This window comes from Curtobacterium sp. ME26 (assembly GCF_903970945.1).
In the GTDB taxonomy this organism is placed as follows: Bacteria; Actinomycetota; Actinomycetes; order Actinomycetales; family Microbacteriaceae; genus Curtobacterium; species Curtobacterium citri.
In genome coordinates, this window is sequence record NZ_CAJCKG010000039.1 from 1 (window position 1) to 20,077 (window position 20,077).

Genomic DNA, 20,077 nt, shown 5'->3' on the forward strand with positions numbered 1-20,077 from the left:
GGAGTTCAGACGTGTGCTCTTCCGGTCGGGTCGCCCGGCACGACCTCGAGGCGCACCGCGGACCGGTACCGGGCGCGCTCGACCAGGTCGACGATCCCGGCGACGGTCTCCACGGCGCGTTCGGCCGGGGCGTCGTCACGGAGCAGGCCGACCAGGCGACGGAGGTCCTCGAGCACCGCGGTGCTCTGCTCCCGCACCTGGCGGACGCCCTCGTGTGCGGCGGCCGGGTCGGTGTCGATCTGCCGGTCGATCACGGCCGACATGAGGGCGATGCCGGACAGGTGGTGCGCCGCGATGTCGTGCAGCTCCCGCGCCATCGCGGTCCGTTCGCGCGAGACGGCGGCGTCGACGCGGGCGTCCTGCTCGCGCACGACGGCCGAGGCCTCGGCGGTGCGGGCAGCGACCTCGGCCTCCCGTGCCGCCCGCACGTCGCGCCGCGACCGGACGACCAGGGCGACGACGAGCGGGAGTCCGACGGCTCCGACCGCCTGGGTGAACCCCTGCGGTGCGGCGTCGAGCACCGCGGCCGACACGGGGCGGCCCGAGAGCGCTCCGTGCAGGAGGATCCAGTTCTCCGCGGTGCCCGTCGCGACGAGACCCGCCGCGACGACCAGTGCCGGCCAGAGCCGTCCGACCGGGACGCGCAGGGCGGTCAGGACGACGGCGACCACGACCGGGAGCGCGGCCAGGCCGAACACGTCGCTGCTCTCGTGGGTGGCGGTCCCTGCGATGACCGGGACCGCGGCGACCGCGACGAGGGAGACCCGGGGGGCGGGTCGCGCGGCGAGCAGGACCGCGGACTGCACGAGGAGCCCGAGGGCGGCGAGCAGCCAGGCCCCGCTGCCGACCGTCGGGGCGTCGAGGCGTGGACCGACGGTGTCCGGGTCGATCCGGTCCAGGAAGGGCAGCCCGAGCAGCAGTCCGAGCGAGACGACGGCGGTCGCGACGGCGACCAGGACGTCGTTCCGACGGAGACGACGGTCGCCGCCGACCCGCGCGGTGCGGGAGTCGGCGGCGACGCGAGCCGCACTCGCTTCAGCGGGTGCCATCGTTCGATCCTACGAGGCGGGCGGGGGCCGGCGTCGGGAGGCGATCCGGGCCTCCCGGCCGGCGGTCGTACCCGAGCCGACCACGGGTGGCGACCAGCAGGACCGCGGCGGCCACCGTCGAGACGATGGTGAGCCCCTGCATCATCGTGCCGGCGGTCATCCCCGGGTACATGTCGGCCCAGAGGGTCGAGATCGTGTTGTTCACCCCGACGTGCAGCAGGAGCGCGACCGGCAGGCTCTCACCGGTCCGGTTGAAGACCCACGTCATGACGACGTTGAAGGTGATCGTGAAGAGCGCGAAGACGACCGGCTCCGACCAGTGTGCGTCCGGCCACCCGCCCCAGTCCGACAGGTACAGCGGCATGTGCCAGAGCGCCCACAGCGGGCCGAGCACGGCGGCGGCACCGAGCGGTCCGAAGCGGTCCTGCAGGCGGGGGAGGGCGAAGTCACGCCAGCCGGGCTCCTCCGACAGACCCGTGGTGAAGAGCTGCACCACGAGACCCGGCACGAGGGCGAGCAGGGCGAGGGCGGTCGGCGCCTGGACGTTCCCGCCCGAGAAGGGCAGGCCCGTCAGGACGATGAGCGCCGGGACGCCGACCAGGGCCAGTGCGTACCAGTACCAGGCGACCCGCCAGCGCCAGAGGCGACCGACCCACCGCCGGAGCCCCGGCCGACCGTCGGCGATCGCCGTGACGACGAAGGCGCTGCCGAGCGGACCGAGGAGCGCTCCGGGCAGGACGCCGGTGAACTGCGCGGTGCCGAGGAGCTCCGGGAAGTGCAGGTCCCAGACGCCCAGACCGTGCGGGCTCAGGATGTACGGCACCCAGGCGAGCCAGCTGAGGCCGAGCGCCAGGGTGGCGAAGGAGGCGAGCGGGTGCCGGGAGACCAGGCCCGCGACCCCCGTCCGTTCGGGGACGACGGTGCCGGCGCCGGGCCGGACTTCGGTGGTGTTCGTCATGCCGTCCACGCTAGGAACGGCCGTGCAACCGGACGACCGGCGGAGGGATGCACCCCGGGACCTCCACCGAAGGATGCAAGCCGGTGCCGCGACCGCCGCACGTGCGTACCGTCGGGGACATGACCACCACCGTCCTCGTCGCCGGCGCCACCGGCGACCTCGGTGCGCGCATCGTCCGCGCACTCCTCGACCACGACCCCGACGTGCGCGTCCGGGTGCTCACCCGGTCGGGCTCCTCGCCCGCCGCCGATCGGCTCGCCGCCGCGTCCGACCGGGTGTCGGTCGTCAGCGCCGCCTACGACGACCACGACGCGCTCGTGTCGGCGCTCGCCGGGGTCGACGTCGCCGTCTCCGCGGTGAGCGGCACCCGGTCCGTGATCGTCGACGCGCAGACCGCCCTGCTCCGCGCGGCCGTCGCCGCCGGGGTGCCGCGGTTCGTCCCGTCGGACTACTCCGCCGACTACCGGGCGATCACCCCCGGGACCAACCGCAACTTCGAGCTGCGCCGCGAGTTCGCCGCGACCGTCGACGCCGCACCCGTCCGGGCCACCTCGGTCCTGAACGGCGCCTTCACCGACATGCTCACCGGACAGGCCCCGATGATCCTGTTCGACCGTCGCACGGTCCTGTACTGGTCGTCCGCCGACCAGGTGCTCGACTTCACGACGAAGGACGACACCGCACGGGTGACGGCTCTCGCCGCGCTCGACCCGGACGCACCGCGGTACGTCGAGGTCGCCGGGGAGCGGGTGACGGCCAGGAGCGTCGCGGACACCCTGTCGCAGCTCACCGGCACGCGCTTCCGGACGCAGTGGGCCGGGACCGCGAGCACCCTCTCCGGCATGGCACGCATCGGCCGACGGCTGTCGAGCGCCGGGGACGAGGAACCGTTCCCCGCGTGGCAGGGGATGCAGTACTTCGTCAGCATGTTCAGCGGCGAGGCCGAGCTGCACCACGTGGCGAACGACCGCTACGGGCCGCACCGCTGGACCACCGTGCGGGACGTCCTCGCCGCGCACCTCGACGCACCGGCGTCCGCCTAGGCTCGGGGACCGTGTTCGAACTCCACCACCTCGCCGCACAGGAACTCTGGGACTGGATCCGCCGGGGGGACGCGACGGCGCTCGAGGTGACCGAGCACTACCTCGCCCGGATCGAGCGGCTGGACCCGTCCCTCGGGGCGTTCGTCACCGTCACCGCCGTCGCCGCGCGTGAGCGGGCGGAACGGCTCGGGTCGCTCGTACCGACCTCCCGATCGCTGTGGGGCCTGCCCACCGCGGACAAGGACCTGTACGACCGGGCCGGGGTCCCGACACGGCACGGCTCGACCGCGCTGCCGGTGACGCCCGCGACCGTCGACCATCCGCTGGTGGCGGCGCTCGCCGCGGCGGGGACCGTGAGCCTCGGCAAGACGACGTCGCCGGAGTTCGGCATGTCCTCGTCGTCCGAGACCCGGTTCGGCACGACCCGCAACCCGTACGACACGGAACGGGCGCCGGGCGGGTCGTCGAGCGGCACGGCGGTGGCCGTCGCGGCCGGACTCCTGCCCGCGGCGGTCGGCACCGACGGCGGGGGCTCGGTGCGCATCCCCGCCGCCGCCACCGGACTCGTCGGGCTCAAGCCGAGCCGGGGGCGGGTGCCGTCGATGCCCGGGCGTTCCGGGGTCGGTGGGCTGAGCGTCGCCGGACCGATCACGCGGAACGTGGCCGACGCCGGGATGCTCCTCGACGGCCTCGTGGCGCCGACCGGGCTGCCGGAGCCGTCGCCGTACGCGCTCGTCACCCCCGAGGTCGGCGAGGGACCGTTCACGGCCGCCGCCGTCCGGGGCGAGGGCCGGTTCGTCGTCGGGGTGCTCGAGGGGTCGCCGTGGGACGAGTCCGTCGACGTCGTGGTCGACCCGGCAGCCCGGGCCGCGGTGGCGACCGCCGTGCGGGTGCTCGGCGAGGTCGGGCACGGGGTGGAGGAAGTGGCGATGCCCCGGCTGCCGTACGCCGACGCCTTCCGCACGGCCTGGGAGTCGAGTGCCGCCGGCCTGCTGCGCGTGCCGGGCCTCGACCGGTCCGAGCTGACCCCGCTCGTGGCGTGGCTCGTCGAACGTGCCGGACGGCTGACCGCCGAGCGGGTGCTCGACGCGACGGCGACCCTCGACACGTTCTCGGCCGGCCTGATCCGGGCCTTCGACCCCTTCGGCGCCGTGCTCACGCCGACCCTGGCGCTGACCCCGCGGCCGCTCGGCTGGTACGGCGACGACCCGGAGGAGGACTTCCGGCGGCAGTGCGCGTACTCGCCGTGGACGTCGATGGCGAACGTGTCGGGGTTGCCCGCGATCACGCTGCCCGTCGGCGTCACCGAGGAGGGGCACCCCGACGGTGCCGGGCTGCCGATGGGCGTGCAGCTCGTCGGGCGACCGGGCGGTGAGCGCGTCCTGCTCGCGATCGGCGCCCAGCTCGAACGCCGGCTGCGCTGGCAGCGGCGCCACCCGCCGCAGTGGTGACGCGGGCCTGAGGTGCGGCGTCTGCGACGTGACGCGTGTCGATCGACACGCGCAACGTCGCAGGCCGCGCGCCGGCCGACCGACCGCCGCCGGGGCGGACCGGGCCCAGCGACGCAGGGCCCGGCGCGCCTACGGCAGCGTCGGCGCCGCCGCCACGAGCGCCCGCGTCACCGCGTGCTGCGGGTCGTCGAGGAGCGACACCGGTCCCTGCTCGACGATCCTCCCGGCCGACAGCACCGCGACGGTGTCGCACAGCCGCTGCACCACGCCGATGTCGTGCGACACGAGCACGAGCGTCAGCCCGAGGTCGTCGGCGAGCGACCGGAAGAGGTCGATCACGCGTGCACGGACCACCACGTCGAGGGCGCTCATCGGCTCGTCGCCGAACAGGACCCGCGGCCCGTGCACGACCGCCCGCGCGATGGCGATCCGCTGCCGCTGCCCACCGGAGAACTCGTGCGGGTACCGGTCGACGGCGTCGGCGGGCAGGTCGACCCGCTCGAGCACGTCGCGCACGAGGTCGGCGTGCTGTCCCGGCACCCGGAGCGCCCGCAGCGGCTCGCCGACGATCGCCCCGACGCGCATCCGCGGGTCGAGCGAGGCGTACGGGTCCTGGAACACGGTCCCGGTCTCGCGACGGAACCAGCGCATGGTGCGCGCGGAGGCCGAGGCGACCACCGGACGACCGCCGGCCGTCACGGTGCCGGTGGTGGGCGCCTCCAGGCCGGCGAGCAGGCGCACCAGCGTCGACTTGCCCGACCCGGACTCGCCGACGATCCCCAGCCGCGACCCGGTGGCGACCGTCAGGTCGACGCCGTCCACCGCGGTGCGCACCGGTCCGGGCTCGAACGGACCCCGGCGCGGCAGGCGGTAGGTGCGGTGGAGCCCGCTGGCGCGCAGCGCGTCGGTCATGCGGAGCCTCCGGTCAGTCGCGCGGTGGCACGGGCGGCGTCGACGAGGGCGGCCGACGCCGGGTGTCGTGGGGCGTCGAGGAGCGCACGGACGGAACCCTGCTCGACGACCCGTCCGTGGTCGAGCACGACGGCCTGGTCCGCGATCCGCGCGAGCACCGCCAGGTCGTGTGTCACGAAGAGCATGCCGGTGCCGCGGTCGGTCGAGAGCCGCGCGAACAGCTCGAGGATGCGCGCCTCGGTGGTCACGTCGAGGGCGGTCGTGGGTTCGTCCGCCACCAGGTAGGCGGGGGAGCCGGCCATCGCCATCGCGATGCAGATCCGCTGCCGCTGCCCGCCGGACAGCTGGTGCGGGTACTGGCGCAGGAGCGAGGCCGGATCGGGCAGCCCGACGGCGTCCGCGAGGGCGACGGCCGCCGTGGCCGCCGCACGACGGTCCAGGCCGCGGTGCAGCCGGAGGGGTTCGGCGACCTGCGCACCCACGCGGCGGAGGGGGTCGAGCGCCGTGCCCGGTTCCTGGAACACCATGCCGATCCCGGAACCGCGGTGCCGTGCGCGCTCGCGGTCGCGCAGGCCGACGAGCTCGGTGCCGTCGAGGCGGATGCTGCCGGTGACCTCCGCCCCGGTGGGCTCGAGCCCCATCAGGGCGAGCGAGGTCATGGACTTGCCGGACCCGGAGGCGCCGATGACGCCGACGCGTCGGCCGGGAGGCACGGTGAACGTGACGTCGTCGAGGACCGTCCGCCCCGCGATGCGGACCGTCAGCCCGCGCACCTCGAGTCCGTCGCGCTCGGTCCGGTGGGTGGTCGCGTCGGTCATGCCGTCACCCCCGGGGTGGTCGTCGTGCTGCTCGGCGCGCGGTCCCCGGTGGTGAGGCGCGGGTCCGTCGCGTCGCGCACCGCGTCGCCGAGCAGCGACAGGGCGGCGACGACGAGGGCGATCGCGGCGCCCGGCCAGGTGGCGCTCCAGGGGTGCACGCCGATGTAGGTCTGGAGGTCGGCGAGCAGGTTGCCCCACGAGGCGGTGTCCGACCCGGCGCCGTACCCGAGGTACGACAGCCCGGCCTCGGCGAGGACCGCGGTCGCCATCGCGAGCGACAGCTGCACCGTGAACAGAGGCGCCGCGTTCGGTACGAGGTGCCGGGTGAGCACGCCGAGCGGACCGACCCCGGACGCCCGGGCGGCCACGACGTAGTCGCTCCGGGCGATGCGGCGGATCTCCCCGCGGGTGACGCGGGCGATCGAGACACCGAAGGACAGGCCGACGCTGACGACGACGACGCCGAGGGAGCCGCCGAACACCGCGGTCAGGAGCATCGCGGTGAGGAGCGTCGGGAACGCGACGAGGATGTCGAGGAGCACGGCCGTGCCCTCGCGCACCCACCGCGTGGTCAGCGAGCCGACCGCGGTGAGGACGATCCCGACGACGCTCGCGACGACCCCGGACCCGAGTGCGACGAGCACGGTCGTGCGGGTGCCGGCGAGCAGGTAGCTCGCGATGTCCCGGCCCGCGGCGTCGGTGCCGAACCAGTGCGCCGGACCCGGCGCGGCCCACTGCCGGAACGGGTCTGCGCGGAATGGGTCCTGCGGGGTCCAGAACAGCGACACGACGGCCAGCACGACGAGCAGCCCGAGGACGACCACGGCGAAGCACCCCGTCGGCCGGGCGAGCAGGCGGCGGATCACTCGCCCACCTCCCGCTGCCGCGGGTCGAGTGCGCGGTGCACGACGTCGACCGCGAAGCCGACGAGCAGCACCAGGCCGGTGAGGACGAGGAGCTCCGACTGCACCTTCGTGACGTCCCGACGGCCGACGTCGGTCACGAGCATGCGGCCGACGCCGGGGAGCGAGAACAGCTGCTCGACGACGACCGCGCCGACGAGGAGCCCGGCGATCTGCACGCCGAGCACGGCCAGCACGGTGAGCGCCACCGACGGCAGGCCGTGCCGGAGCAGCGCCTGCGTGCGGGTGAGCCCGACGGCCGCGGCGGTGCGGACGTGGTCGGCGTCGAGCACGGACAGTGTCGCCGAGCGGGTGAAGCGCAGGATCACCGCACCCTCGACGGCGCCGATCGTCAGCGCCGGCAACACGAGCGAGGAGAACGCCCGTCCGGGTTCGTCCCACCCGTCGAGCGGGAAGCCCTGCGTCGGCAGCCAGTGCAGCGTCACCGCGAAGAGGGCGATGAGGAGCATGCCGGCCCAGACGACCGGCACCGCGGCGACGGCCTGCGCGAGGAAGCCGATCACGGCACCGCCCGCGCGACGCCGGAGCACCGCGGCGAGCACACCGAGCGGCACCCCGATCACGAGCGCCGCCACGAGCGACATGCCTGCGAGCGGCAGGGTCACGGCGAGCTTCTGCGCGATCTCCGGGCCGACGGCGCCGTTGGTCACCAGGGAGCGTCCGAGGTCGCCGCGCAGGACCCCGCCGATCCAGTCGAGGTACTGCAGGACGACCGGACGGTCGAGGCCGAGCTGCTGCCGGAGCTGCTCCACCTGCGCGGGCGTCGACTCGGTGCCGGCGACGACCTGCGCGACGTCGCCGGGCAGCACGCGCAGCGTCGCGAACACGATGATGCTCGCGACGAGCAGGCCGACGACGAGCAGGAGCAGTCGCCCGACGAGGAACCGGGTCACGTCCCCGATGCTACGGGGAACGGCGCCCCGTCCCGTGGAGCCGGGCTCACCCGAGCGCCAGCTTCGACAGGTCGAGTCGCGAGTTCCCGCCGTCGACCGGGAACCCGGTGACGCCCTTGCGCACGGCCGTGATCTCCGTCGCGGTGTACAGCCACTCGCCGGCGGCGTCCTCGCTGACGATGCGGGCGGCCTTGCGGAGCGCCTCGACCTTCGCGGTATCCGAGGTCGCGGCGAGCGACTCGGCGTACAGCGCCCGCACCTCCGCGTTGTCGTAGCCGAAGTAGTAGTCCGGGTTCGCCCAGTTGCCGAAGTCCCGGGCCTCGACGTGGTCGACCATCGACAGCTGGAAGTCCTTGTCCTGGAAGACCTGCGACAGCCACGTGGCGAAGTCGACGCGCTCGACCTTCAGCGTGATGCCGACGTCGGCGAGCTGCGACTTGAGCACGTCGCCGATCGTCGCCGGGTAGACGTTCGCGTAGGTGAGCGTCAGGTCGAGGTCGGGCTTCCCCGCCTCGGCGAGGAGCTTCTTCGCGTTGGCCGGGTCGTACGCGTCGATCGCGGTGAGGTCCTCGTAGCCCGGGTCGAGCTCGGGGATCGGGCCGCCCTGCTCGACGCCCGTGCCGCCGACTGCCTTGATGAGCGCCTTCGGGTCGATCGCCTGCCGGATGGCCTTCCGCACCCGCACGTCGGTGAACGGTGCCCGGGCGTCGTTGAACGCGAGCGTGTACTTGTCGGTCGTCCTGCCGCGGTGGAGCGCGATGTCCGGGTTGCCCTGCAGCTGGCCCTGCAGCGTGCCGTCGACGGGGTTGAGCACGTCGAGGTCGCCGTTCGCCATCGCGTTCACGGCCGTCGACGGGTCCGTGATGTACCGGAACACGATCTTCGCGACCTTCGGCTCGGTGCCCCAGTAGTCGTCGTTGCGGCTGAAGGTCAGCGAGTCGCCCTGCTTCCACGAGGACACCTCGAACGGTCCGGTGCCGTTCGCGCTGTCGGACAGGTCGTTCCGCGCGGCCTGCTCGAGCACCAGGCCCGCGCGACCGGTCAGGGTGAAGAGCAGGTCGGAGTCGGGCTTCGCCAGGCGCAGTTCGACGACGCCGTCCGACGGCGAGCTGATCGAGGTGACCCCGGCGAGCTTCGCCGAGTCGACGTAGCCGGCGTCGTCCTTGACCTGCTGCAGCGACCAGACGACGTCGGCGGCGGTGACGGGCTTGCCGTCCTGGAAGGTCGTGCCCTTGCGCAGCGTGAACGTGTAGGTCCTGCCGTCGGCGGAGACCTCGTGCCGCGATGCGAGCACGTCGCGGATCTCCCCGTCCGCCGTCCGGCCGACCAGGCCCTGGTAGACGTTGTCGATGAGCACCTGGTCGAGTGCCGCCCCGGACTGCTTGCGGATGTCGAGGCTGGTCGGCTCGAGCACGAGCCCGACGCGCACGGTGGCGTCGGCGCCGCCGCGGTCGTCCGAGGAGCCCGAGCAGGCGGTGAGCGTCAGGGCCGACACGACGGCGACCGCGGTGGCGGCCAGGGCGAGACGTGCCGAGCGGGTCCCGGTGCGGGTCTTGGTGCGGGTCCTGGTGCGGGTCCCGGTGCGGGGGAGGAGCGGACTCATGGGGTGTGTGGGTTCCTTCCGGGCGCGTGCCGTCGACGGTCGTCGCGTCGCGCTCGCACGAGGTTACCGGCGCTCGGGGGTGTCCGGCGACGGTTCCTGTACGGGGTGCAACAACCCGTCCGGGTGCATCGACCCATCCAGGAGCGACGATCCGTCGGGCCGCAGCGACGTCACCGGCTGCAACACCCCGTGCCGCTCGCCCCATGCCCGGATCGCCGCCGCCAGTTCGAGGGGTGCCTGGTTCTGCACGGCGTGCCGGGCCGTGACGGTGACGACCTCCGCGTCCGGCAGCCGCTCCGTGAACCCGGTGTGCAGCTTCGGTGAGACGTACCCGCGGTCGCCGCGGACGAGCAGCAGCGGGACGTCCAGGGCCTCGAGGTCCGGCCACGCGTCGGCGAACCGGCCGACCGACGCGGTCCGGCCGGCCAGGTGCGGGAAGTGGTGCCGCCGCACGAGCCGGCCGTCCTCGCCGAGCCGCGTGGTGTGCCGCGCCTCGCGCAGGAGCACCGCCCGGTCGTCGCCGACGCGTGCCTCGACCGCGCGGTCGACCACCTCGTCGAGCGAGGCGAACGGGGTCTCGTCCTCGAGCGCCCGGGCGATCCGGTCGACCGCCCGCTGCGCGAAGTCGGGCGACATGTCGACGAGCACGAGGCCCGTCACCCGCTCGGGCGCCGTCGCCGCGAGCCGTGCCGCGAGGATCGCACCGAGTGAGTGCCCGACGACGACGCCGGGCGGCACCCCGAGCGCGTCGAGCGCGGCCAGCACCTGCGGTGCCGTCGCGGTGGCACCGTAGTCCGCGTCGTCCCGCCACGACGACCCGCCGTGCCCGGGCAGGTCGAGGGCGACCGCCGGCTCGCCGACCGCGATCGCGGTCTGGTCGAAGCTGTGCGCGTCGATGCCGAGCCCGTGCAGGTAGGTGATCCGCGCCTCCCGTCCGTCCGCCGTGTCCCACCGGATCGCGGCGGTCTCGCGACCGTCGTCGGTCCGGACCACCTGCCGGGAGGCGCGCAGCGGCTCCGCCACGCCGCTCGCCGCTGCGAGCGCGGCCAGGTCCGCGAATTCGTCGTCGGGTTCGTGCACGGTTCCGATCCTCGCACCCGGGGGCGGTACCCCGTTCCACCCTGGAAGGGTTAGGTGAGGCATGCCATACTCGTTCTCGTGGCAGCCCGGTACCGCGTCTTCTCCGTCCGCGTGGCGGCCGTCACCGCGCTCACCCCCTCGTTCGTCCGGGTGACGCTCACCGGTGACGCCCTCGCCGACTTCTCGGCGGTCGGGCTCGACCAGCGGATCAAGCTCGTCCTGCCGATCCCCGGGCACGGGTTCACCGACCTGCCCGACGGCGACGACTGGTACGGCGCCTGGCGTGCCCTACCGGACGCGGAGCGCAACCCGCTGCGGACCTACACCGTGCGGTCGTTCCGCCCCGACGCTCACGAGCTCGACATCGACTTCGTCGCCCACGGCGACACCGGCCCGGCGTCGCGCTGGGTCTCGTCGTGCCGCGTCGGCGACGAGCTGCGCATCGTCGGGCCGGCCGTGCCGTCGTCGCCCGCCGAGCTGCCGAGCGGCGCCGCCGAGTTCGCGCCGGGCAGCGCCACCCGCATCCTGCTCGCCGGCGACGAGACGGCCGCACCGGCCATCTGCGCGATCCTCGAGGCGCTCGACGTCACCGCGGTCGGGCACGTCTTCATCGAGGTCCCCACCGACGCCGACCGGCTGCCCGTGACCGCGCCCGCCGGGGTCGAGGTCCGGTGGATCGCCCGGAACGGTGCCTCGCACGGCGTCCGGATGACCGACCAGGTGCAGGCGTGGGCCTCGGACGTCGTGGTCGGCGCGTCCGCCCCCGGTGCCGTCGACCCGTCCGGCGTCGAGCTCTCCGAGGTGGACGTGGACGAGCAGGTGCTCTGGGACGTGCCGGCGCCCGTCGACGAGCGGCCCGTGTACGCCTGGATCGCGGGCGAGGCCGGCTGCGTCAAGGAGCTCCGTCGGCACCTGGTGCGCGGGGTCGGGCTCGACCGGGAGCAGGTCGCGTTCATGGGGTACTGGCGGCACGGCAAGGCCGAGCACTGAACACCGATCTGCCACCGCTCCCGACGACGGCGCTCGGCGTCCGTGGCCTGACGCTCGCGTACGACGACCGCGTCGTGGTCTCCGCGCTCGACGTGGACGTGCCGGACGGCGAGCTGACCGTCATCGTCGGACCGAACGCCTGCGGCAAGTCGACGCTCCTCAAGGCCTTCGCCCGCACCCTCACCCCGAGCGCGGGCACGGTGTTCCTCGACGGCGCCCCCATCACCTCCTACCGCCCGAAGGCCGTCGCGCGCCGGGTCGGCATGCTCCCGCAGACGCCGATCGCACCCGAGGGCATCACCGTCCGCGACCTCGTGTCCCGCGGGCGCTTCCCGCACCAGGACCTGCTGCACCCGTCGTCCGGGTCCGACCGCCGCGCGGTGCAGGCCGCCCTCGAGCAGACCGACACGGTCGCACTCGCCGACCGCAGCGTGGGGGAGCTCTCCGGCGGACAGCGGCAGCGGGTCTGGATCGCCATGGTGCTGGCGCAGGAGACCGACATCGTCCTGCTCGACGAACCGACGACGTTCCTCGACATCGCCCACCAGTACGACGTGCTCGAGCTCGCCTCGGCCCTGCACGCCGCGGGACGGACCGTCGTCGCGGTGCTGCACGACCTCAACCAGGCCGCGCGGTACGCGACGCACCTGGTGGCGATGCGCGACGGGGCGATCGTCGCGCAGGGGACCCCGGCGGCGGTCCTGACGTCCGAGCTGGTCGAGGACGTCTTCGGGCTGCCGTGCGTGGTCGTCCCCGACCCGGAGACCGGCACGCCCCTCGTGGTGCCGCGGCGTCGCGCGGCCTGAGGTCGCCGCGCAGCCGCGGGCTGCTCGCGAGTGGGCAGGACCTGCCGCTCACGTCTGCCGAGTGGGGGGTTCCGGTCGGTGCTGCGCACCGGGCGTGACGGAACCTGCCCGCTCAGTTCCGGCCCGCTCGGTGCGGTCGGGACCGGAAGGTCAGCGGTAGCCGCCGTCCTCCAGGCCGGCCTCGACCTCGAAGCGGTTGCGCAGCGGGTCCCGTCCGGCGACGGCGTACAGCAGCGGCATGAGCATGCCGTAGCGCCGCCACTGCGCCACGTGCACGCGCTCGTGGCGGAGCACCCGCGGTCCGTCGTTGTCGCGCGTCAGGTACACGGAGCCGACGCACGTGCCGCCGCGCCGGAAGACCCAGCGCGGCAGGCCCGTGCAGACGACCAACCCGTCCTCGACCCGGACGCGGCCGGTCGAGAGCGGCACGCCGACCGCGAGCCCGACGGCCGTCGCGAACAACCACCCGGCGCGGGACGCGGGGGAGTCGAGGAACGGGTTGCGCACCCCTACTCCGGGCGGCCGTAGGTCTCGAGCAGGCGCAGCCAGACCTCGTTCATGGTCGGGTAGGCCGGCACGGCGTGCCAGAGGCGGTCGATCGGCACCTCGCCGACGACGGCGACCGTGGCGGCGTGCAGCATCTCGGCCACGTCCTGTCCGACGAAGGTCACGCCGACGACGACGCCGCGGTCCTCGTCGACGACCATCTTCGCCCGGCCGGTGTAGCCGTCCGCCTGCAGCGCGGAGCCCGCGACGGCACCGAGGTCGTACTCGACGGCGCGGACGTTCACCCCCTGCTTCCGGGCCGCGTCCTCGGTCAGACCGATGCTCGCGACCTCGGGGTCGGTGAACGTCACCTGCGGCACGGCGGCGTGGTCGGCGGTCGCGACGTGGGCGCCCCACGGCTCGGCGTGCACGGGACGGCCCTGGGCGCGGGCGGCGATCGCCTCGCCGGCGGCGCGCGCCTGGTACTTGCCCTGGTGGGTGAGGAGCGCGCGGTGGTTGACGTCGCCGACCGCGTAGAGCCAGTCGGTGCCCTGCACGAGCATGGTGTCGTCGACCTCGAGCCAGTCGCCGGCGGTCAGTCCGACCGTCTCGAGGCCGAGGTCGGCGGTGTGGGCCTTGCGGCCGGTCGCGGCGAGCACCTCGCTCGTGACCACCGTGGTGCCGTCGTCGAGCGTCGTGGTCACGAGGCCGTGCTCGTCGCGGTCGACACGCGTCGGGCTGACGCCGGTGCGCACGTCGATGCCGAGCTCGCGCATCGCGTCGGCGACGAGTTCACCGGCGAAGGGCTCCATGCCGCCGAGCAGACCGTGTCGGGCGACCAGGGTGACCTTCGAGCCGAGCGAGGCCCACGCGGTCGCGAGCTCTGAGCCGGCGACGCCGCCGCCGATGACGAGCAGGCTCTCCGGGACCTCCTGGGCGCTGGTGCCCTCGCGGGTTCCCCACGGCTGTGCGTCGGCGAGCCCCGGGACGTCCGGCAGCTGGTGGAGCGAACCGGTGACGACCGCGACGGCGGCGCGTGCGGTGTGCGTCTCGCCGCCGACCTCGATGGTCTTCTCGCCGGTGATGCGGGCGTGGCCGCGGATGAGGGCGATGTCGGAGGACTCGAGCCACGCGACCTGGCTGTCGTCCTGGTAGTCGGAGGTGAACGAGTTGCGACGGGCGAGCACCTTCGCGGCGTCGACGTGTCCGGTGACCGCCTGGGCGGCTCCGTCCACGCGCTTCGCCGCGGCGACCGCGTGCCCACTGCGGAGCAGGGCCTTCGACGGCATGCACGCCCAGTAGGAGCACTCGCCGCCGACCAGTTCGGCCTCGACCACGGCGACCGACAGGCCGCGCTTGTGGGCGTAGTCCGCCACGTTCTCGCCGACAGCGCCGGCTCCGATCACGATGAGGTCGTAGTCCGTCATGCTCCCGAACGTACGCGGGGCGACGGTGCATCGGCCGGGTGCGACGCGGGGACCGGCGTGCCGGACGCGGGGACCGGTCAGTGCGTGCCGCGGGGACCGGTCGGTGCGCGCCGGACGCGGGGACCGGTCAGGCCGCGCGTGACGCCGTCGTCAGGGCGCCGACCGCGCGGAGGATCACGCCGAGGTCGTCGACCGCGCGGTCCGGGTCGACCGGCGCGAACCCGGTCAGGGCCGCACCGACCAACCGGCGACCGCGCGTGGCCGCCTGGATGCGCTCCACGAGCCCGGCGGCATCGAGGCCGAAGGGCACCGGCTCGAGCAGCCCGTCCACCTCCGCCGGGTCGAGGACGTCGAGGTCGACGTGGACGAAGACCCCCTCGGCACCGGTGGCGTCCACGGCCGCCGCGACCGCGTCCGGGGTGGCCGCGTCCACGTCGAGGTGGGTGATGCCGATGCGGTCGAGCGCGGCGAGCTCGGCGTCGTCCGTCCCACGGATGCCGGCGACGACGACGGCCGCCGGGTCGACGGTCGGCAGGTCGGGGAACAGCTCGTCCGACCGGTCGACGAGCAGCCGGAGCACGGCGGTCTCCGCCGCCACCGGCTGCGCGCGGTTCAGCGACCGGTACCCGCTGGAGCCCGCGATGCGGACGAATGCGGTGCCCGGTCGGACGAGCACGGTGGCGCCGAGCACGCTCGATCCGTCGCCGCCGACGACGAGGACGGGCTCGCTCGCGACACCCGCCTCCTCCGCGACGCGTTCGGCGACCGCGCGGACCGCCGTGTAGCGGGCGACGGCGGTCTCGAGGCGGTCCCCGGCACCGGCGGGGACGTCGACGACGGTGGTGGCGGCACGGGGGAGATCGGCTGCGATGGCCTGCGCTCCGTCGCCGAGGCGCATCGCGCGCGACGACGCCGAACCCTGCCACTGACCGACGACGAGGAACTGCATCGTCTCAGTCTGTCAGCACGGTCCGGCGTCGTCCGGGGAACCGGCTCAGATCGAGCTGGATCCGCCGTTCTTCAGCGCGGCGAGCCGGGCTTCGACCTCGGCGTCACGGCCGACGTCCTCGAGGCTCTCGAACTGCGCGTCGAGGCTCGACGCCTGCAGTTCCTGCTGGCCGAGCACCTTCGCCTCCTCGCGACGGACCTTCTCCTCGAAGCGGTTCAGGTCGCTCGTCGGGTCGGTGATGTCGATGTTGCCGATGGCGTCGTTCACCTTCGACTGCGCCTCGGCGGTCTTCTGCCGTGCGACGAGGGTGTCGCGCTTGGCCTTGAGCTGCTCGAGCTTCTGCTCCATGCCCGCGAGCCCGGACTTCAGCTTCTCGACCTGCTCGTTCTGCGTGGCGAGCGGTCCCTCGTTGTCCTTGACCTCCTGCTCGGCGGCGAGCTGCTTGCCGATGGCGATCTTCGCGAGGTTGTCGAACTTGTCGGCGTCCGCCGTCTTGCCCTCCGCGCGGTACTTGTCGGCAGCGGCGGAGGCGTTCGCGGCCTTCTGCCCCCACTCGGTCGCGGCGCGCTTGTCCTCCTCGTGGTCCTGCTCGAGCAGGCGGAGGTTGCCGATCGTCTGCGCGATCGCGGTCTTGGCGTCCGCGATGTTGTTCGAGTAGTCGCGCACGAGCTGGTCCAGCATCTTCTGCGGGTCCTCGGCGTCGTCGATGATCTGGTTCACGTTCGCCCGGATGAGCGAGGAGATCCGGCCGAAGATGGTCTGCTTTGCCATTGCTTTCCCTTTCGTGGAAGGTCCGTTGTGGTGCTGGTTCGGTCGTGCTGCGCCGCTGGCCGGGTCAGGCCGCGGCGGTCGGTGGGACGGGGTTCAGAAGCGGCCGCCGCCCGAGAAGCCCCCGCCACCGCCGCCGTCTCCGCCGCTGAAGCCGCCCCCGCCGCCGCCGAAGCCCCCGCCGCCGAAGCCGCCCCCGCCGAAGGACCCGCCGCCGAAGCTGCCGCCGCGGCCACCGAGCAGGCCACCGAGCACGATGCCGGTGACCAGTCCGCCGAGCTGTGCGCCGTTGCCGCCGCCCCCGCCCTGGCCGGGCCACCCGCCCATGTCGTCGTTCGCCGCGTCCATCGCCGCCGCCGCGTACTGCTCCGCGGCACGCGCTGCCTGGACGGCACTGGCCGGATCGGTCGTCGCGAGGTCCACCGCGTCGTCGAGTGCCCGTTCTGCCTCGGACAGCCGGGTCCGCGCGGTCGTCCCGACACCGCCCCGTCGGACCGAGATGAAGTCCCGCGCCTGGCTGATGCGCGCTCTGGCGTCGCGCAGGGCGTCGTCGAGGGCCCGCTGCGCCCGCTGGCGCTGCTCCTGCGCACCGCGTGCCGCGGCCAGCGCGGCGTCGATGTCCGTGTTCGCCCGCGTCAGGACGTCGACCGCGGCGATCGGGTCGCGCGGGTCGAGGCCCTGCCGCAGCACGGTGTCGGCGCGGGTCACGGCTCCCGCCAGCGCCGGGTCGGCCGAGCGCATCGCACGCGCCGCCGCGACGTCGCCCTCGATGTCGACGCGCATCGCCTCGGCCCGCGCCGACGCCTCGGAGAAGGTGCGCTCCGCTCCGGTCGCGCTGGTGGTCAGCTGCTGCACCTGCGCGAGGGCGTGCTGGGCGTCCCGGACCGCGATCACCGCCTCGCCCTTGTCGCCCGCGGCGATGGCCGCGGTCGCCGCCTGCGAACGTTCGGTGGCGAAGCCGAGCACCTGGTCCGCCTGGGCGACGTTGTCGGAGACCGTGGCGAGGGTCCTGCCGGTGTACTGCCCACGGACCCGTTCGAGTGCGCGACGGGCCGCGTCGAGGTCGGCCGGCGCCGCGGCCACCGCCGACGCGAGCGCCGTCGCGGCGTCCTCCACGCCGTCCTCGAGCGCGCGGAGCCGGTCGAACGCCTCGGTCTGCTCCTCGATCGACGCGTGCGCCCGCTCGCAGATCGCGATGATGTCGTTCGCCCACTGCGCCCGCTGCTGCGGGGAGTCCGGCACCTCGTCGTCGAGCTGCTGCTGGTACGAGAAGGCCTGCCGCACCGAGCGCTTCGCGGCGGCCACCGCTTCGGCGAAGGGCTTCGCGGCGTCCTCGCCGAACTGCGCGCTGGCGAACCCGACCTCCTGCTCGGCCGTGCGGAGCTCGTCGTCGATCGTCACGAGTGCGCCGCCGGCCTTCCGCTCGAGCCCGGCGAGCGAGGCCTGTTGCGCCCGCTCGGCCTCGGCCGCCCGGCGCTTGTTGCGGGTGCGGACGACCAGCACGACGACCACGAGACCGACGACGACCACGAGGAGCAGGACCCAGAGCCACGTGAGGTCCGCCGGTGCCTGGGTCTGCACGAGTCCGTCGACGAGGGCCACCGCGGCCCCCGCCCAGTCGCCGTTCCGCAGCTGCGGGACGGCGTCGTCCTGGTACGCCGACTCGACGTCCCCGCGGGACAGCGCGGTCTCGTTCGTCTGCTGGATGTCCGCGATCCGGTCGTCGACCGCCACGGACAGGACGATGGCGTCCGAGTCGATCTGGTTGCGCTCCATGAGGGCGTCGCCCCAGGCGGTGTGGTCGCTCGGGTTCGTGAAGGTCGGGACGTAGACCACGTAGAGCTGCGTCTGCGTGCGGTCGTACAGGTCGGAGACGGCCCGCTCGACCTCGCTCCGCTGGCTGCTGCTGAGCACGCCGGCCTCGTCGACGACGTACGCACCGCCCAGGTCGACCGGGTCGGTGGCGTGCGCGGCTGCGGCGGGTGCGAGCACGAGTCCGGCGGCGAGGAGCAGGCTCCCGAGGCGGGCGGCGAGCCGTGCGGCCCGCCCGCCCCGAGCGCGCGGCCTCGGTCGCCGGGGTGACCGGTCCGCTCCGGTGTCGTCCGTGCTCGATCCGTCGTGGACCGCTCGCATCCGTCCTCCGTCCGTCGGCGGGGGCGCCGTCGGCACCCTCGGTGCGGCCCCGCGGGGGAGCCGTGGCCCCGATGCTATCCAGGCGACGCACACAACGGGTGGATGCTCCGAGAACCCCCGGTGATGGGCGACTTGTGGAGGGCTTGTACCCCGGACCGGGGTATGGTGGAGGCCATCGTTCGACGACGAGCGGAAGGAAGCACCATGGAGCGCACGACGAGCACAGAGGTCGTCCCACTGGAGGACGGCTACCACCGCGTCTCGACGCCGGCGAGCGGCGTCATTGGGTTCGTCCGGGAGCAGGACGGCCGCTACGAGGTCCTGCGGGGTCGCGTCCGCCAGGCCACCCGGTCCGAGGGCGCCTACAGCACCATGAACGTCGCGCTGATCGCACTGACGCACGCCTGACCGCCGGCGGCGGGGCCGCCCGCTACGCTCGCCGCGTGGCCCGTCCGACCCCCGCCGTCCTGGTGACGATCGTCCCGTCCGGCGACGACCGGGAGGCCCTGCTCGCCGCCGTCGCGTCCGCTGCGGCCGTCGACGTGGCCGCCGTGCACGCGGGGCGCGTCTGTCCGCACTGCGGGTCGACCGACCACGGCCGACCCTGGGCCACCGCCGCCGGACGCGCCGTGCCCGTGAGCACCGCGCGGACGGGCGGCGCGACCGCCCTCGCCGTCGTCCGCGGAACCGCCGTCACCGACGTGGCGCTCGGCATCGACCTCGAGCAGGTCGCCCGTGTCGCGGCCGCGCCGCTGGACGCCTTCGGGCCGGCCGAACGACGAGGGCTCGGCGGGGACGCCGACCGAGCCGCTGCCTGGGCCGTGAAGGAGGCCGTGCTGAAGCGGGACGGCCGGGGCCTGCGTGTCGACCCCACCGCGGTGGCGGTCGACCTCGAGCGCTCGGTCGCACGCTTCGCGGGGCGCGTGCAGCCGGTCACCGTGCTGTGGCCCGCTCCGGGCACCGTGCTCGCGGTGGCGGCCGGCGGGCTGCCGGTCGAGGTCGAGGACCGCGTCACACCCCCGGTCGGGTGAGCACCTCGGCGCCGTCCTCGGTGATCGCGATCGTGTGCTCGGTGTGGGCGGTGCGGGCCCCCGTGGCGCTCCGGAGGGTCCAGCCGTCCGGGTCGGTGACGAGCTCGTCGGTGTCCGCCATCACCCACGGCTCCAGCGCGAGGAGCAGCCCCGGGCGCAGGGTGTAGCCGCGGCCCGGTCGTCCGGCGTTCGACACGTGCGGGTCCTGGTGCATCGTCGACCCGATGCCGTGGCCGCCGAACTCGGTGTTGACCGGGTGGCCGGCGGAAGCGAGGACGCTGCCGATCGCGTGGGACAGGTCGCCGGTCCGGGCACCCGGTCGGGCCGCGGCGATGCCGGCGGAGAGGGCGCGCTCGGTCGTCTCGATCATCGCGGTGTCCGCCGGGTCGGCCGTGCCGACGACGAAGCTGACGGCGGCGTCCGCGGCGATGCCGTCCAGCGACACCGCGAGGTCGAGCGTGAGCAGGTCGCCGTCCGCGAGGTCCCGGTCGTGGGGGAGCCCGTGGAGCACGGCGTCGTTGACGGCGGTGCAGACGTGGTGCCCGAACGGCCCGCGTCCGAAGGACGGCGCGTAGTCGACGTAGCAGGACTCGGCACCGGCGTCCTCGATCATCGTCCGGGTCCACCGGTCGATCTCGAGCAGGTTCGTGCCCACGCCCGTGCGCGCACGGAGGGTCTGCAGGATCGTGCCGACGAGCGCACCGGTCCGGCGTGCGCGGTCGACCTCGGCGGGGGAGAGGATCTCGATCACGGGATG

At 74.3% G+C, this 20,077-nt stretch carries 19 protein-coding genes; 6 read left to right on the top strand and 13 right to left on the bottom strand.

Going from position 1 to position 20,077, the window contains the following annotated elements; genetic code table 11:
* Positions 1 to 1,035 precede the first annotated feature (1,035 nt).
* Positions 1,036 to 2,007, bottom strand: coding sequence for a type II CAAX endopeptidase family protein (locus tag H7A69_RS13435; protein WP_182047452.1), 972 nt, complete (start codon positions 2,005 to 2,007; stop codon positions 1,036 to 1,038).
* A gap of 119 nt (positions 2,008 to 2,126) precedes the next feature.
* Between H7A69_RS13435 and H7A69_RS13440 the strand changes: the two genes are divergently transcribed.
* Positions 2,127 to 3,050, top strand: a complete 924-nt coding sequence (locus tag H7A69_RS13440) for an NmrA family NAD(P)-binding protein (protein WP_182047453.1) — start codon at positions 2,127 to 2,129, stop codon at positions 3,048 to 3,050.
* A gap of 11 nt (positions 3,051 to 3,061) precedes the next feature.
* Positions 3,062 to 4,501: an amidase gene (locus tag H7A69_RS13445; protein WP_182047454.1), complete on the top strand. Its 1,440-nt coding sequence runs from the start codon at positions 3,062 to 3,064 to the stop codon at positions 4,499 to 4,501.
* Between the two features lie 129 nt (positions 4,502 to 4,630).
* On the opposite strand, the gene H7A69_RS13450 is transcribed toward H7A69_RS13445, so the two are convergent.
* The 6 genes from H7A69_RS13450 to H7A69_RS13475 form a co-directional block, all read right to left on the bottom strand.
* Positions 4,631 to 5,413, bottom strand: a complete 783-nt coding sequence (locus H7A69_RS13450; protein WP_182047455.1) for an ABC transporter ATP-binding protein — start codon at positions 5,411 to 5,413, stop codon at positions 4,631 to 4,633.
* The gene (locus H7A69_RS13455; protein WP_182047456.1) at positions 5,410 to 6,231 is read right to left on the bottom strand and encodes an ABC transporter ATP-binding protein; all 822 of its coding nucleotides are present in this window, start codon (positions 6,229 to 6,231) and stop codon (positions 5,410 to 5,412) included. The genes H7A69_RS13450 and H7A69_RS13455 overlap by 4 nt, the downstream gene beginning before the upstream one ends.
* Positions 6,228 to 7,097, bottom strand: coding sequence for an ABC transporter permease (locus tag H7A69_RS13460; RefSeq protein ID WP_182047457.1), 870 nt, complete (start codon positions 7,095 to 7,097; stop codon positions 6,228 to 6,230). The genes H7A69_RS13455 and H7A69_RS13460 overlap by 4 nt, the downstream gene beginning before the upstream one ends.
* Positions 7,094 to 8,047 carry an ABC transporter permease gene (locus H7A69_RS13465; protein WP_069710734.1) on the bottom strand — a complete coding sequence of 318 codons (954 nt, stop codon included), beginning with the start codon at positions 8,045 to 8,047 and terminating at the stop codon, positions 7,094 to 7,096. Before H7A69_RS13465 ends, H7A69_RS13460 begins: the two co-directional genes overlap by 4 nt.
* Positions 8,048 to 8,093: 46 nt before the next feature.
* Positions 8,094 to 9,650 (bottom strand): ABC transporter substrate-binding protein, encoded by a 1,557-nt coding sequence (locus tag H7A69_RS13470; protein ID WP_182047458.1) that lies wholly within the window; start codon positions 9,648 to 9,650, stop codon positions 8,094 to 8,096.
* Positions 9,651 to 9,713: 63 nt separating this feature from the next.
* The gene (locus H7A69_RS13475; RefSeq protein WP_182047459.1) at positions 9,714 to 10,730 is read right to left on the bottom strand and encodes an alpha/beta fold hydrolase; all 1,017 of its coding nucleotides are present in this window, start codon (positions 10,728 to 10,730) and stop codon (positions 9,714 to 9,716) included.
* Positions 10,731 to 10,808: 78 nt separating this feature from the next.
* Between H7A69_RS13475 and H7A69_RS13480 the strand changes: the two genes are divergently transcribed.
* Together H7A69_RS13480 and H7A69_RS13485 are read left to right on the top strand one after the other, a co-directional pair.
* On the top strand, positions 10,809 to 11,720 hold the full coding sequence (locus H7A69_RS13480) for a siderophore-interacting protein (RefSeq protein WP_259346232.1): 912 nt from the start codon (positions 10,809 to 10,811) through the stop codon (positions 11,718 to 11,720).
* Complete coding sequence (locus H7A69_RS13485; RefSeq protein WP_220456262.1) at positions 11,717 to 12,526, top strand: ABC transporter ATP-binding protein; 810 nt, start codon at positions 11,717 to 11,719, stop codon at positions 12,524 to 12,526. Before H7A69_RS13480 ends, H7A69_RS13485 begins: the two co-directional genes overlap by 4 nt.
* A gap of 150 nt (positions 12,527 to 12,676) precedes the next feature.
* On the opposite strand, the gene H7A69_RS13490 is transcribed toward H7A69_RS13485, so the two are convergent.
* The 5 genes from H7A69_RS13490 to H7A69_RS13510 form a co-directional block, all read right to left on the bottom strand.
* Positions 12,677 to 13,033 carry a Fe-S oxidoreductase gene (locus tag H7A69_RS13490; RefSeq protein WP_182047460.1) on the bottom strand — a complete coding sequence of 119 codons (357 nt, stop codon included), beginning with the start codon at positions 13,031 to 13,033 and terminating at the stop codon, positions 12,677 to 12,679.
* A 2-nt stretch (positions 13,034 to 13,035) separates the two neighbouring features.
* On the bottom strand, positions 13,036 to 14,439 hold the full coding sequence (locus tag H7A69_RS13495; RefSeq protein ID WP_182047461.1) for a dihydrolipoyl dehydrogenase family protein: 1,404 nt from the start codon (positions 14,437 to 14,439) through the stop codon (positions 13,036 to 13,038).
* Positions 14,440 to 14,566: 127 nt separating this feature from the next.
* Complete coding sequence (locus tag H7A69_RS13500) at positions 14,567 to 15,388, bottom strand: arginase family protein (protein WP_069710738.1); 822 nt, start codon at positions 15,386 to 15,388, stop codon at positions 14,567 to 14,569.
* 45 nt (positions 15,389 to 15,433) lie between these two features.
* Entirely contained in the window at positions 15,434 to 16,159 is a 726-nt protein-coding gene (locus tag H7A69_RS13505; RefSeq protein WP_182047462.1) for a PspA/IM30 family protein, read from the bottom strand.
* 93 nt (positions 16,160 to 16,252) lie between these two features.
* A complete protein-coding gene (locus H7A69_RS13510; protein WP_182047463.1) occupies positions 16,253 to 18,289 on the bottom strand; it encodes a TPM domain-containing protein in 2,037 nt (678 codons plus the stop codon).
* 204 nt (positions 18,290 to 18,493) lie between these two features.
* Between H7A69_RS13510 and H7A69_RS13515 the strand changes: the two genes are divergently transcribed.
* Together H7A69_RS13515 and H7A69_RS13520 are read left to right on the top strand one after the other, a co-directional pair.
* Positions 18,494 to 18,697: a hypothetical protein gene (locus tag H7A69_RS13515; RefSeq protein WP_058729997.1), complete on the top strand. Its 204-nt coding sequence runs from the start codon at positions 18,494 to 18,496 to the stop codon at positions 18,695 to 18,697.
* A gap of 35 nt (positions 18,698 to 18,732) precedes the next feature.
* Complete coding sequence (locus H7A69_RS13520; RefSeq protein ID WP_182047464.1) at positions 18,733 to 19,320, top strand: 4'-phosphopantetheinyl transferase family protein; 588 nt, start codon at positions 18,733 to 18,735, stop codon at positions 19,318 to 19,320.
* Here the strand turns inward: H7A69_RS13520 and map are convergent.
* Positions 19,301 to 20,071, bottom strand: a complete 771-nt coding sequence (gene map / locus H7A69_RS13525; RefSeq protein WP_182047465.1) for a type I methionyl aminopeptidase — start codon at positions 20,069 to 20,071, stop codon at positions 19,301 to 19,303. The genes H7A69_RS13520 and map overlap by 20 nt on opposite strands.
* Between the last annotated feature and the right edge of the window lie 6 nt (positions 20,072 to 20,077).